This window comes from candidate division KSB1 bacterium (assembly GCA_034506335.1).
Taxonomy (GTDB): domain Bacteria; phylum Zhuqueibacterota; class Zhuqueibacteria; order JANLFK01; family Oleimicrobiaceae; genus Oleimicrobium.
Genome location: JAPDPR010000066.1, coordinates 1 through 14,555, shown reverse-complemented (window position 1 = coordinate 14,555; position 14,555 = coordinate 1). Strand labels below are relative to the sequence as shown.

The window sequence follows — 14,555 nt, the reverse complement described above, 5'->3', positions numbered from 1 at the left end:
ACGGTCAATGCGGTGCTGAAGATTACCGAGCGCGCGTGGGAAAAATATGAGATTGTCTCCGACTTTCCTTTGACAATCAATGAGGAACCTGCCACAGGCAAGGGACGCCGCTCCGCCCGCGTGCTCACCGCCACAGGGGACTTGAACGGCGGCGGCGACCCTATAGAAATCGAAACCACCAACGGCAATATCCGCATTAGGAAGTTGCGCAAGCCATAGTCGACCTGCACCTCCGGGAGGCGGAGAAGCCTCCCGGAGGTGTCCTTGTACTTGGGGGCCGGGCGTTCACCCCTTTCATTCGACGCACTGCCGCTCTAAAACCACGGGGCACACGAGTTCCCTCAAAGCATTGCCCTCAGGCCGCCCTCCTTAGAATCCTCTGACTTCTCCCACCTCACAGTGGATGAAGACACTGCACGCCGATGGCCGCCCCGGTTGATAGAGGCCCCTGCCCTCTATTTCTCAAACCAGGCCGGGTCCACAGGCACGTTGACGCGCACCTCCTTGAACCGGGTCTCGGACTGCTTCCTGCCATCTACTCTCACGACCGAGCAGAATGGCACCCAGGCGTAGTTGGGGAGTTGCCGGTAGTCCGAAAGTTCCTCTTCGTGCTCGGCAGGGCCTTCTGCCCCCACCTCGCGGTAGATGGTCCCCACTGGCCTTAGGGTCTTTGCATCGGCAATGATGTGGAATGGCGCTCGCTCGTCCAAGACCAGCAGATCAATGGCGCGCGTGCCAGCAAAGTCTCGCTCGCCCAGATATTGGACCTTGTAGTCAGGCCAATGGCCCAAAACCCAAATCAGGTCCCGCGCCAGATTTGCTCTGTAGCTCTCCACCTGCGCCTGCGGCATAAGCTTGGCGCCCTGAGGGGTCTTGATCCACCCCTCTTCACCTTTGACCACCATAATCACCTGGCCCATGGGCGCAGTGAGTACCATCCGCACCCGGTCGGGGTAGACTACCAAGAGCTCCCCGCTCATGCTCATCTCACCTCCTGGGGTGGCAACCGTCAATTCCACTTCCGCCTGGAGGTTGGCAATCTTTTCCAACACGTCAGGACTGCCGCAGGCTTCGCTCACGAGCTCGATGAGGCGACGGCCCTGTTCAAGCGACAGAGGTGTGGGTGGCGGAAGCTTCTGGGGCGGTGCCGGGATGGTGATGTCGACGGTGTTCACCTTGCCCAGCACAGAAAGGGGCTCATCAAAGTCTTCCTGCTTGCCCACCACCAGTATGCGCACCTTGTCCGGATGGAGGTACTGGCTTGCCACCCGCGCCACGTCTGCCTTGCTCACCCTCTCCACACCCTGCCTGATGGACTCCATGAAATCAGGCGGGTAGCCGAAGTAGACGTAAGTGAGCAGCCGGTTGATGATCTTTGCCTTGGAGTCAAACTCAAAGACAAAGCCGTTCAAAAAGCTATCCTTCGCCCGGGCCAACTCCTCATCGGTCACCTCGGCGGTGCGCAACTTCTGTACTTCCTCCATGATGAGCCGGATAGCCTTCACCGTGCTCTGCGACTTCGTCTGGCAGCCGCAGCTGAACACGCCTGGGTGGTCGTACGCGGCCCCGTACCGGCCCCACACCGAATAAGCCAGCCCCTCATCGATCCGCACCCGCTTGAACAGCCGTTCCATGCTCAGGATTTCATTCATCACCACCAGCGCAGGATAGTCGGGGTTGTTTAGCACTCCACCGATGTGGCCTAGCATGATGTTAGCTTGATTGACATCTGGTTTGTGCACATAGTTGACGGAAAAGTCGTACTGGTAGTCCACTGTGGGCACGGGAGGTACGGGCTGGCCGCCTTGCTTCCAGCCAGCAAAGGCCTTTTCGATCTTCCGGCGCATCTCCTTGGCGGAAAAATCCCCCCACGCAGCCAACAGCACATTTTTCGGGAAAAAGAAGCGCTTGTGGAACGCGACAATGTCGTCTCTGGTGATGGCATCGATGGTGGCGTACTCTGGGTGGCGCGCGTAGGGGCTTGAGGTGCCGTAGATGAGCTTCTGAAACTCCCGCTCGGTGATCTGCAGCACGTCATCGTTGCGCCTGGCGATCGCCGAGCGTTGCTCGATCTTGGCCAGTTCGATCTTGTCCTCGGGGAAGAGAGGATTCTGGAAAAGATCGGCCACCACAGCCAGAAGGGTTTCGCTGTCCTCCTTGAAGGCAGAAGCAGAGAGATTGCCAAAACTCTCGGCGATGCTGGTCTCCACACTGGCACCAAGTTTTTCCAGCAGTCTATCCAGCTCGTCCCCGGGGAACCTGGTCGAGCCGCCGGTACGCAGCACCCTCCCAGTGAGGCTGGCCAACCCCACCTTTTCCGGAGGCTCATACACCGCGCCGGTGCGAATCATCGCGCGCAGGTCGATGGTGGGAAAGTCATGATCCTCCACCAAAAAGACGGTCATGCCGTTCTTCAAGGTGAAGCGTTCCACATGGGGCAAGGTGATCTGGCGGAGCGGTGGATATACGAATTGCTCCTTGGGTTTTTTTTGCCCTACCGCCCCCCCTGCTCCGACGCCCACCAGGAGCGCTACTACTGCAATGCGTACGAACAGGCTGTGCTTTCTCATGGTCTGTCCCTCTGCGCTAATGAACCTTATCCGTCCTGTTATTGCGCTGACCCTTTTTCTGGCACGATCTCGCCGATGGTGCGGTTGCGGGAGGTGAGGTAGGTGTTAGCCACGCGCTGCACGTCGGCAGCAGTGACGGCGTCCACACGCTTGAGCTGCTCGAAGGTAGCCCGCCAGTCGCCCAGAAGCACCTCTGCATTGGCCAACATCTCTGCCATGCCAGCATTCGATTTCATCTGGTCCAGCAAGTCTTTTTTGGTCATGCGCTTGTACTTGCTCAGCTCCTCGTCCGTGACCGGAGCACGTTTCAGCTTCTCAATCTCCTCATCGAGAACCTGCAGACACTCGGTAGATGTGTGATCTTTGGCAGGTACCGCGTAGAAGGCGATGAGATTGGGGTATTTTTGCCCGGGAAAGCCGTTAAAGCAGCCAGTCTGGATGGCGATCTTGCGGTTCTTCACCATCTCCTGGTACAGGCGGCTGGAGCGCCCTACGCCCACGATGTTGGCGAGGGCGTCCAGCGGGAAATGATCGTCGTGACGGATGGACGGTCGGTGGTAGCCCACCACAAGAATCGGTTCCGACTGCGCCACCACTTGCACGCGCCGCTCGCCCCACTGCTCCGGCTCCTCAGTGCGTGGCTCTTCCGGCTTGGGACCGCTGGGGATGCGCCCAAAATAGAGCTCTGCCAACCGGAACACCTCCTCAGGTTGCACGTCTCCAACGATCGCCACCACCATGTTGCTGGGGATGTAGTAAGTGCGGAAGTAGCTTTCCACATCCTTTCTCGTGACGCGTTGCAGGTCAGACATGTGGCCGATCACCGTGTGGTGGTAGGGGTGCGCCTTGAAGGCAGTGGCCAAAAAGTCCTCGGTGAGCTTGCCAATCGGGCGGGTCTCCAGGCTCAGGCGACGCTCTTCCATCACGACGTCGCGCTCCTTGTAGAACTCGCGAAAGACTGGATTCAAGAAACGGTCAGAAGTGATAGCCATCCAGAACTCCAGGCGGTTGGAAGGCAGGGAGTTGATGTACTGGGTTGCGTCATTGCTGGTGTAGGCATTGACGCTGCGGTCGCCCTCTTTGCGCAAGAGGTCGATGAATTCGTCGGTAACCACATAGCGTTTGGCTTCGGCCTCCAGGGCGGCAAACTGCTGGCGCAACACCGCAAGACGGGTGGAATCGGGGCGCGGGCGCCGCACCTCACGCTGCATCTCCTCATACACCGAATCCAGCCGCGCCAGGGCCACTGATTCCTGGGCATAGTCGGTAGTGCCGACCGTAGTGCTTCCTTTGAAGGCCATGTGTTCCAGGAGGTGGGAGATGCCGGTAATGCCGTAGGACTCGTTGGCGCTGCCTACGTCCGCGTACACATGAAAAGAGGCTACCGGAGCATCGTGCCGTTCCATGACGATGACCTTCATGCCGTTACTCAGCACTCTCTCCTTGACCTTGCCCTTCATGCCATCTAGCGACTGACCATGAATCAATACGGGCGCACACAGAGAGCTTATGCCGGCCAGCAAGGCCGCACGCCTTAGACGGGAAAGTCGCATGGTGTCTCCTCCTCGTGTGGTGTTCACCTGCTCTTCTCCATAAGAATGATCGTATTACGGCGGTGCATGAAGTCGTCGTAGACCTTCTTGTACGCCGCGTACTGCTCCACCCCCATGGTTTGTCGCTTGAGCGTGACCGTGCGCTTTTCCAGCACAGTCGGCTGTCCCTGTCCATCTGTACGAAACTCCACCGACCATCGGCCGAACTCGTTTTCTACAATAAGGGGAGCGGGAAGGTAACCCACCCTGTATCCGACTGGCAGGCGAAAGCGCCTTTCGCTCTCAAAGAGGCACTCTCGCTCAATATGAAAGGGGTTGCGGCGATCTTGGACCGTGGGCCGATATGGCGGGACTTGCAGGAATTCGAAGGCAATGGGAGGCAAGTGGCAGATTATCATCTCCCCTTCTGCAATCGCAAAGTCGGGAGCACGGTAGCTCCAGTCGAGCGCTGCCTCTCCATTGAGGTCTTTGAGGTCGGAAAGGGTCCGGCTCACAATCTGGGTGCCTTCGCCCACACCACTTGCCGCCCGCGCGAAAAACTGCTCTAGCTCCTTGGGCGTGAGGTCTTTGACGCGTGTTCTCAGCCGCCTGTCGAATACTCCCCCCAGCCTGAAGTGTTCCTCCCCAAGGAGGCTGCCGTCGTTGGCGAAGGAATATGAGCCGCGGAGGTGGCAACTGTTTGTTTCGGCATCGAATGCCGGCACTCTGACAAGTTCACCGCCTTGCTGGGTGAGCACCAGCGCCTGGGTTCCGTCGCCCCCGGGAAAGTAGCCGTAGCGACAGTCTTGTGCGAAGGGGTCAAGCCATAGCACCTTGCCTCCGTGCAGCCGCACGCGCACGTAAACGGCGTCGAACTGCTCCGGCGTGGGGAGCTCCTCAACCACTGGCGCGCCGTTCCTCTTGAGCAAGGCCACCTCTGCCTGCACACCAACGCTTTTCAGCAAGGCAGTCAGCAACGCTGCCTTGTCGCGCCAGTCTCCGTACATATTCTCCAGCACGCGCTCTGCCTGATGCGGGGCGTAACCCATGACCCCCAGCGGCAACTCCACGTTGCGCACCTGCCGCACCAGCCAGAGGTACACGGCCCGCACCTTCTCCTCCTCACCCTGCACTCCTGTGGTCAGATCCGCTGCCTTCGCCTGAACCGCAGGGGTAGGTTGCACCTTGTCCTCGAACTGCTCGCCCAGCCATCTCCCCAGCGCCTCCCATGAAGGACACGAAGTGTAAAGAAGCCGAGGCTCCAGCTCTGGCGGCATGAAGGGCTCCGGGATCAGCTGCGACACATTCTCCACTCGCCAGGTATAGGCCACCTTCTCGCCTCGCGCTGCGACCGTGGGCATGAGCTCTTGACCAATGGTGCGGTATGAAAAAGCGACGCCCTTTGGCACCACCACTGTGTACTCTTTGAGCATAACCGGCTCGTCGGTCTGCAGCGTGGTTAGACCCCAGAAGTAGCGCCTCCCCACCTCGCCGGGCCTGTGGAAAGTGCGCCGCTTTAGCTCCAAACACACGTTAGGTACCACCTCAGGGTAGGAGATGACCTTCTGGTGAAAATTGGCATATACGGCGGCATCGGCCAGCTCCGGTGGCGTAATGTCGTTGATGGCATCCTTCTCCACGGGTATCGGGGCCCCGAAGCGCTTGCGCGTCTGAGCAAGAAGCACCGTCATACTGTCGGTGCGCAGGTTGTAGGTGCGCTTGAGGTCGGCAAATTTGGTCTTGCCCCTGTCGCGCAGGATTTTGACCAGAAAATGTTCGCTGGTAGTGGCGCTGCCGTCCGGATTGATTTCGTGGACCACCTGATCCAACAGAATCACCGCGCCCGCCTCCGGAAAATCTGAGAAGCGCGGCGACTCACGCACCATCTTGCGAATGTCTTCGTCGCTGAATTCGGTTTGCGCTGTGAGCGTCGTCGCAGCACACAAGCCCAGCAGCGCAGCGCGTATGAGGTGCTCGAATGGTCTACCCATGAGTCATGCCCTTTCGCTAAGGCTCTCAGTGACTGCGCTCGAGGACAATTTCTCCCCTGGCAGCACGTTGTGCAATTCTCATCACACGCTTCAGTTGCAAATACTCTTCCGGCGAGTAGACCTTGCGTCGCATGGCTAGGGAGCTCGTGCATTGCACGCTCACTTCCCCATCCTCTTCACGCCCGGCACCTGATGCATACCGCACGCGAAAGCTCACTGCCGGTTCCTCGACTGTCACCTCCTGTGGAAGAGCTTTGATGCGGAAACCCTTTGGTACCGTCAACGTCTCTTCGCATACCGATGCCAATGTAGTCTGAAGGTTAAGCGGGTAGGTGCGCTGCGGCAGGTTGGCTTGACTCATGAACTGCCGGGTGAGAAGATCAAACGCCCCTCCTGCCAGCAAGTTCTTGACCAAGAGATAGCGGCCGGCTTGCAAAGCGAATTGCTCGGCTCGAACGACTATCTCGAGGCTCAACGGGCGATAAAGGTCCTCGGGGTCGCCGAAGGTCACTTCCTCCACCACCACTCCGGGGAGCTCGGTAGAGGCCAACTCCTGAAACACGTTCTTCAGGCGGGCAGGCGGGAGAGCCTTCACCACTTGCCGTAGTGCCAAGTCATAGATACCCTTGCCCTCGATATGGAGGCGACCGCGCATGGTGCCGTCCTCGGCCAGTTCCGTCTTTGCCGTGAAGCGACCGGCATTGTCCTCAGGCGGACTGTACGGGGTTCGCGCCAAGCTATCGCCAGCCGCCGTCAGCACCAAGGTCACCTGCTCCGCCTCGACCGACATGAGGAGGTCCATGCCGTTCTCCACCGTGGGATCGACGTAAGTATAGCCACCATGCTCCGGCACCGCGACAATGCCGTGGCTCCAGAATAGATTGGGGATGTCTGGGTACTGCTCGTAGCCTGCGGAGGTGTACACGACATGAGCCGGGATGCGCACCTCGCGGAGCATCGCGGTGAGAAGCACCGCCACGTCACGACAGACGCCGTACTTGGTTTCGTACGTCTTGGTCGCGGGTTTGGGGTCGTATCCGGTCTTCTTGCCCAATCCTACGCCCATGTAGCGCACCTTCTGGGCCACGAAATGATAGAGCGCCAGTAGCGTATCCTGCCTGGTAGTGCACCCCTGCACCAGGCGGTGAGTCTCCGCGCGGAGCGGCTCGTTCATGTCGATGTACTGCTCGTTGAGCTGGTAGCCCCAGCGCGAAATCTCTTGCCACGTGTCGATAGTAGAAGCCCAGACGCCCGGAACGATGTTGATAAGCGGCGGCATAGCAGGCTCGGCCACGAGGCGCGGCTGGTTGGTCGCCCACCAGCGGTAAGTGATCAGGCCCTCACGCTCAGTGCGTTCCACGTGCACGCTACCATGAGGGTCGTTCTGAATCTTGTAGCGCAAAGGAACCGAAGATGGACCGGTGACCACCAGCTCATCGTACATCACTGGGTCCGTTTCCTGGAAAAAGTACATACAGTCGAACTCGCCCGGGATGACTGCCCGGTGGCAGCTGTCCACAACGGCGTATTCGATCGCGTCGCCGACTTCCAGACCGGGGAAAGTGATGACCACCTGCCTCATGTCCGGCTCGTAGATGTTCATAGCCGCCACTTCCGGGATGGTCTGGTCTTTGATGTTCTCCTCAGGAACTTGAACAACCGTGCCATTAGGCTTCACCACTCGCGCCAGGTTCACATGGATGCGGTCGTACTTGCGGTAGTATTGGAAGCGCTGCTGGCCCTGCTGCCTTTTTCCTTGGTCGCTAAGAATCTTCCGTAGGCCATAGACCTTGGAGACGTAGGTGCCGTCCGCCTGGTAAACGTATTCCGTCTTCATCTCTACCAGAACCGAGTTTGCCTCTGGATGCTGTTGGACCCCTCCAGCCCTGGCGAGCTTGTCCATCACCTCGGGAGGAGCAATCTGTTGAGCGCGTGCCGAGTACCAGCCTGTGACCAGCGCAAGTACTATACCGACGCATGCCCTATGCACACCGCGCATCAATCTGCTCATGAGTGCCTCCGTGCAGTGCTCTATCCCGCCCGCGATTGGGTCCCAAGAGGCGGAGGTAACAGCAGCCCTCGAGCCTGGCGCCCTTCACTATACCCCTCTTCCTGCCTTCTTATTCTCGCGCGTTCACTATGGAAGGAGGAGTCTACGATGCCTTCATACGGACAAACTCAAGAGATGTTCCGCGTCAGGCAATTGACCAAGGCCTGTATTTTTCGCCACCCCAGCGGCCAAAGGTGCTCGAATGCCGCCCATTAGGCGGCAAAACCCCTGCAGGCTGAGAAACAGCCCCGACGGGAGCACGTCCCCGCGTGCGAGGATCGTCGCCAACACTGGATGGGAAGCGGCATACGCCTGAGCTCACGACGAAGGGCCCGTCCCTTGCTACTTGCGTTCCGCGGAGTAAGATAGTCATCGAGAGTCAGGCACGTCCTTTGCCGCCCGCGAGAGGAATCATCGCCCTTTCAGGTGTTCCGGCATCTTGGAGCAAAGCATCAGCAGGCGGGTTCTCCCCTTCCCTTTCCCCACCGCGATGGCAAAGGCCCCATCGAATGCAGAGCGCCCGGGCAGACCCCTTCTGCAAGGGTGGGTCGGCTCCCTAAGGACTGCACTCCCCGGCGTCCGGCGCAGAGGCTTGTGTCTCACCTAAAACGCGCCGCTCCTTACCCGCGGCACGGCGTTCACCGGAGCACGAGCAGCTTTGTGCTATCGCGCAGGGAATTCGCCTCTGCGCGCACTATGTAGACGCCGCTGGATACCGGCGTGCCCAGCAAGTCGCGGCCGTCCCATGTCTCGCGATACCGTCCTGCCTCACGTACCTCGTCCACTAGCACTCGGACCAGCCTGCCCGCAGCATTCACGACCATGACGCGCAGGCGAGCCCTCTCAGGCAACTCCACCAAAAAGGCAGTGGACTCGTTGCAGGGGTTGGGGAAAGGAGGCAGCACCCTAAACTTCACGGGCACGCCTGTAAAGCGCTCCTGGCCCTCCACCGCTGCTGGGAGCGCAAACCAGGCGAGCATTTTCTGAAGAAACTGCGTGGCGGTGCTCCTGGACGGCCCCCCGATCCCTTCGAAGCCAAAGGCGAGGTAAATGAGCTTGGCCCCGGTTGCTGGGTCGTGCCAGCGCACCGCTGCCGCCCCCTGTCCAGGAAGGTACTTCAGCATCATTACCGCGGGGCTCAGCGGGGCTACCACGTCGGGAGCGGTTTGATTACCTGCGCCGTATTGACCGCGCAGCGAGAGGACCATGCCTCCGGCCACCGGGTCTCCTGCCACACCCATCATCGTATAATCCGATGTGCCCGGCTTGACAAGCGTGCACTTTAAGTACCGCGCGCAGAAGGCCGAGTCTGCGGCACTGCCCCGGCCAAAAAGGTCCGAGGAGATGTTCTGGCCAGTGAGAATGAGGTGCCCGCCGTTGTCCAGATATTCGGCCACAAGCCCTTGTTCGTGGGCGGTGAGGGAAGTTGTGTCGTCATCACCGGTAAACCAGAGCACAGTTCTATAGGTGCCCAACAGCTGTGGCCCTGGAGGACCGTCCTTGGCCGCGTCCCAATAGTCAATGTAAAGACCAAGCTCGGCAAGTGCGCGCTGGTAGTAGCCCTCGTACGCTGCCCCGCCATCATCATCGAGGAGAAGAATCGGGGCCTGGCCCACGCCTACATGCAGAGTATCGTGCGCCACATGGCCATCGGCGCTCCATGCTCGCACCACAAATGGCACACGGCGCGCAGTGGCTGTGTCGCTGACCGTGAACACGAAGGGCCCCACCTCTGCCTCTTCCCTGTGCCAAAGGGAGTCGATGGCTGCCGTATCAGCGGATACAGTGATAGCGGGGTCTGCACAGAGGAGGGTGACCCGCACATCGTCGGCGTCTACGCCTCTGTTCACTATCCTCACGACCATCTCCACAACCTCGCCTGCCTCCGCGCGGCCGTTGTTGTTGCCCGAGTCGTGCACGACGGAAGCACCCTTTAGGCGCAGCAGGGGTGTGGTGGTGCACCTCACCTCCTTCAGCACCCAACCATCCGGGTCAATGAGGATCGTGTCCGGCCGCACCTCGGTGTCCCAGCAGAGTCTGAGGTTCCTCTCTTCGATCTGCGGGATCAGGTGATACTCGTAGGCGGAGCCTCCCTTGTGGCGCACCTCCATGTGCAGAGGCATGTGGAACAACGGGCCGACCTCTTGTTCCTGGTCAACGAACAGCCTCACCCGGTAGCGGGCGGAGTGGCCCTCGCCCCGGTCCTCGACTTTGTAGCCGTAATGGTACTCAGGGTGCCAGGGTTCGTACACCCACTCCTGGAAGAACCAACCGAGATCCCTTCCGCTCACATCTTCGCACACCTGGCGAAAGTCCTCAGTGGTTGCGTTGCCATAGGCGTGGCGCGCACGGTAAAGGCCCAGTATCTCCTTAAAAAGCGAATCACCCACCATGCCCCGGAGCATGTGGAGAATCCAGGCCCCCTTCCGATACACAACCAGGTCGAAAATCCCCATGGCGTTGGTCAAGTCGTAACGGTAGACCGGGTCTTTGTAGGCCAGGGCATTCAAATCCCCGTTCATATACTGGTGGTAGGCTTCTCGGCCGAAGTAGTACTCGGTGTACAACGCTTCGGCATAGGAAGCAAAACCTTCGTTCAACCAGCAATGATGCCAATTCTCCACGGTGACGCAGTCGCCCCACCACATGTGTGCCAACTCGTGCACGAAAACGTCGTCATTGGCGTGGGTGCCAGTGATGTAGGCGGGATGAATAGTGGTCATGGTCTGATGTTCCATCCCGCCAAAGATCATCTGGCATTCGGCCATTCCGTACTTTTCGTCCGCAAAGGGGTAGGGCCCAAACCACCGTTCGAATGCCATCATCGCGCGCGGGATTACGGAAAAGTCCTCTTGCGCCTTCGAGGCATCCCCTGGGTAGACGAAATACTGCAAAGGCACCGCGGTACCGTCAATGCTGGTATAGGAATCGGTGATGGTCGTGTAGCGCCCAGCGGTGATACAGATGAGGTAGGTGGCAATGGGGTGGGATTCCAGCCAGGTGTAGGTGGTGGTGCCGTCACTGTGGACTTCTTGTCTCAAGAGTCTGCCGTTGGAGGCCACTACCATGGACGCGGGAACGGTGACCACTAGCCTCACGCTGTCCGCTTTGTCGCCGGGGTAGTCGTTGCAGGGCATCCACAGGTACGCATGGTACGGGCAGCTGATGGTGTGCACGCTGGGGGCATTGGCAGCCCGAGCGAAGACCATGCCCAGTCCGCCGACATTGCGTGGCCGGCCGCCATAGGAGATGTTCACGCGACCCTCTTCGCCCGGCTCCATCGCCCGCTGAAGTTGGACGGTGAGGCGATCGCCTTCATGGGCGAAACCGGTGGCACTGCCGCCAACTGCGCTCACCGTCAGCGCCCCCGACAGGTCGAGTTGGATGGCCGTGAGCGCGGAGTCTCGGCTCACAAAGCCCACGGTGGCGACACCCTGTATCGTTTCAGTCGAAGGGTCAATTCGGATGTTGAGCTGGTAGTAGGTGACGTCATACGGCCGCTGGGCATAGGCACGTGGGAACCACGGAGAGACGGCAACCCACAGAGCGATTGATACCCACCCAAACGTACGGCGCATGGCCAGCCTCCTTTCTCCCCTTGCCTTTGTGTTTCGGCGTCCCCCCAGTCTACCACCGGCTGAGGTGGTCGATCAAGCTCCTGAACTCGCCCGGCTGGATGTCCGGCCTGAAGTAGACCTTTTTCATGTAATCCAGGGCGCCGGAGAGGCGCTCGAATTCCCGGAACAGGCGCCGGAACAGCGGGGCGGTTTGTCGCTCGGCAATCTCGTCCAGCTCACTCACCTCCAGATAGGCGAGCTCTCCCTGCTTCATGTAAAGGTCCAGGACTCCGATATTGGTGACATACTCACGGAAGATGCCGGTCATGAACATGGTATAGTCGCCCACGTGGCGGCGGATTTCACGCTCGTCGTTTGGGTTAAACTGAGGACTCTCCGGGTGGGCCCGAGCCTCGGCCTCCAAAAGCATCTCCACCACGGTGAGAACCTCTTTGCCGCCCCAGGCTTTTATGCGATAGAGGTTCTCAGTGCGGGCGAACCTGGTCAGCAAATCGGTCAGATACTCGCGCACCCCGTCGCCACGCAGCCCCAAGTCGACAAAGGTGCAGTACAGCCATTTGTCGAAGAAACGGCGTAGGGCCGAAAGTGACAACTCCCTTTGCCTGTCCATACATCGATTCCACACGCTTGCACCACGCTCTAAGGGACCAGGTGCTTCAGGTGCGCAGGAACCGCGTCACCTTTAGCAGCACAGCGCGGTTGGTGATCTCGTGTCCGTCTGGTCCTATCAAACGTCCATCATTTACCACCACGTAGAGATCGCTTCCAGAGCTGTATATCCATCGTACCAAGAAGTTACTTAGCAGCCTCTGCCGACCTTCATAACTGAGACGGTCATCATTCCATTGAACGTAGGCTTTGCAATAGAGTTCTGTGGAAAAGAAATAGAACAGGCGCATTCCAACTGTGTTGGTGCGGAACTGCTTCTCTGCCATGGAGATGAGGTTATGGTTGTAGTTGAGCATCACTTTGACGCGGGCAATGCTGGTGAGCTCGGCGCCAGTACCCACCTGCAGGCTGCGCCCTGTGTAGTAGTCGCCGACATGCACGTCGACCGACCCAGACAGGCCGCGCCCGCGGTCGGAGTTGGCCTCTACGTACGCGTCGTACCCGCTATAAGCTCCTCTCGGGACCAGGAACCCAGGGCGGACTTCCCAGTCTTCAGGCAACCATTCGTATTCTCGTTCCAGTCCCAGGTTGAGGCGGGCACTGTTTTGGAACCGGACGCCGAAAGAGGCCCCGAGGCCGCTATCCAGGAGTAGGCCTGTATGGTCGGTCCGCCAATCTGCGTTCACCTCGTAACTGAATTGGCGCACCAACGAGGCGTTGGCGGGGCGCGGAGAGTATTCGGCATGGAGCTGGGCCCGGCGGAAGTCACGGCGCCGCACGAAGCCCATCGCGGGGTCAAAGGCACCACCCACATCTTGCAAGCCGCCGCCAAAGGACCACAGGTCGCTGGCGTAGCGCACGTTCACTTCCGAGGCGGTTCTCCTGGAGAGCGCCTTGTGCCAGGGGCCCTCAGCGTCGGAGCCAAGCTCCCCGGCCAGCCATCCGCTTACTGTGAGATGGTCATTCAGCGGAAAGATGCCGTCGACGCCAAAGGCGTGCCCATATGCGGCCTGGCCAAACTCCTGCATGGAGGTCATCAAAACCCCCAGTGAAGCTCTGCTCATCAGGTCGCGACGCAGGCGCAACACTGCAAAGTTGGTGGGGGGAACTACCTGTCCATCACTCAGGCGCGTCCGCTCCGTGAGCACGTTCAAAGCACCCACCTGGTAGTCACCCACCTTCCCCACCACCTTTGCGCCACCCAGAATGGGAATTGCCGTCCCCTGCACCAGTCCAATGCGCCGGCTATAAAAGAGCTCCACGTTCCCGCCGCCTCGCCCTCGCCCACTGCCAAAGGAGAAGACATCACCCCCCTCAAGAAAGAAGTCGCGCTTCTCCGGGAAGTACAGCGAAAAGCGTGTGAGGTTGACTTGCTCCCGGTCTGCCTCCACTTGCGCAAAGTCAGGGTTCATAGTGAGGTCCACGACCAGGTTGGGCGAGAGGAGCACCTTCGCGTCCAGTCCCAGCGCCTGCCTCCGTAGGGTAGAAAAACCAGTCTGGGCATCCCGTTGTAATCCGCCTGCCACGTACGGTTTCAGGTCCACCGCTCCTCCGCCCTGCAGTCCTGCCAGACCGCGCAGAGTCCCCGCGTGGGACAGTCGAAAAAGTCCTGCCCACCCCACATCGCGAGGGACCAGCTGCCAATAGACGTATTCGTTCTTGCGTCGAATCGTACGGGCGAAATTGATGCCCCAGACTTGGGTGTCCTGCCTGGCAAACCGCAAGGTCTTCCACGGTATGGCGATCTCGGCAAACCAGCCGAGGCGGTTCACCTGCGCCCGGCAACGCCATATCCCGTCCCACGCGGGGTTGAAGTTTCGCCCCTCGTTGCTGAATACCGCATCACGCTTCGCGCCGTGTGGATTGACGACAAAGTAGAAGCCACTCCGCCGATCCCGGTAGGAGTCAATCACAATCTCAAAGTTGTCATCATCATCCAATTGGGTGTCCCGGAGCATCTCTCTCGCCACCACACGGTGGGGCTCGCTGTCGTAGCACTTGACGCCCAGATAGAGGTTTTCCTCGTCATAAAGGATCCCCACCTGAGTGGGCTCGCTGGCCGGTGCGCCCTCCGCGGGCTCGCGCTGGACAAACTCGCCTTGGAAGGGAAGCGCCTGCCAGACTGAGTCTTCGAGGGATCCGTCAATCTGGGGGCGCACGGGCGTCCTTACTGCATCGATGACACGGTGCTGTTCCGCAGCGCGATTGGCTCCCTTGCCCTCAGC

The 14,555-nt window shown here is 59.7% G+C and carries 8 protein-coding genes; 1 reads left to right on the top strand and 7 read right to left on the bottom strand.

The genetic code is table 11. The features are described 5' to 3' along the window. The coding region (locus tag ONB25_14150) for a hypothetical protein (GenBank protein MDZ7394026.1) at positions 1-219 on the top strand (219 nt) is incomplete at its 5' end. 236 nt (positions 220-455) lie between these two features. Here ONB25_14150 and ONB25_14145 read toward each other — a convergent pair. The 7 genes from ONB25_14145 to ONB25_14115 all read right to left on the bottom strand — a co-directional run. After that, positions 456-2,570, bottom strand: coding sequence for an insulinase family protein (locus ONB25_14145; GenBank protein ID MDZ7394025.1), 2,115 nt, complete (start codon positions 2,568-2,570; stop codon positions 456-458). Positions 2,571-2,608: 38 nt separating this feature from the next. Beyond that, positions 2,609-4,123 carry an insulinase family protein gene (locus tag ONB25_14140; protein MDZ7394024.1) on the bottom strand — a complete coding sequence of 505 codons (1,515 nt, stop codon included), beginning with the start codon at positions 4,121-4,123 and terminating at the stop codon, positions 2,609-2,611. 23 nt (positions 4,124-4,146) lie between these two features. Beyond that, complete coding sequence (locus tag ONB25_14135; protein ID MDZ7394023.1) at positions 4,147-6,093, bottom strand: DUF3857 and transglutaminase domain-containing protein; 1,947 nt, start codon at positions 6,091-6,093, stop codon at positions 4,147-4,149. Positions 6,094-6,118: 25 nt separating this feature from the next. After that, positions 6,119-8,104 (bottom strand): DUF3857 domain-containing protein, encoded by a 1,986-nt coding sequence (locus ONB25_14130; protein MDZ7394022.1) that lies wholly within the window; start codon positions 8,102-8,104, stop codon positions 6,119-6,121. 677 nt (positions 8,105-8,781) lie between these two features. Next, complete coding sequence (locus ONB25_14125; protein MDZ7394021.1) at positions 8,782-11,721, bottom strand: M1 family aminopeptidase; 2,940 nt, start codon at positions 11,719-11,721, stop codon at positions 8,782-8,784. A gap of 49 nt (positions 11,722-11,770) precedes the next feature. Beyond that, entirely contained in the window at positions 11,771-12,331 is a 561-nt protein-coding gene (locus ONB25_14120) for a hypothetical protein (protein ID MDZ7394020.1), read from the bottom strand. 46 nt (positions 12,332-12,377) lie between these two features. Then, the coding region (locus tag ONB25_14115; GenBank protein ID MDZ7394019.1) for a carbohydrate binding family 9 domain-containing protein at positions 12,378-14,555 on the bottom strand (2,178 nt) is incomplete at its 5' end.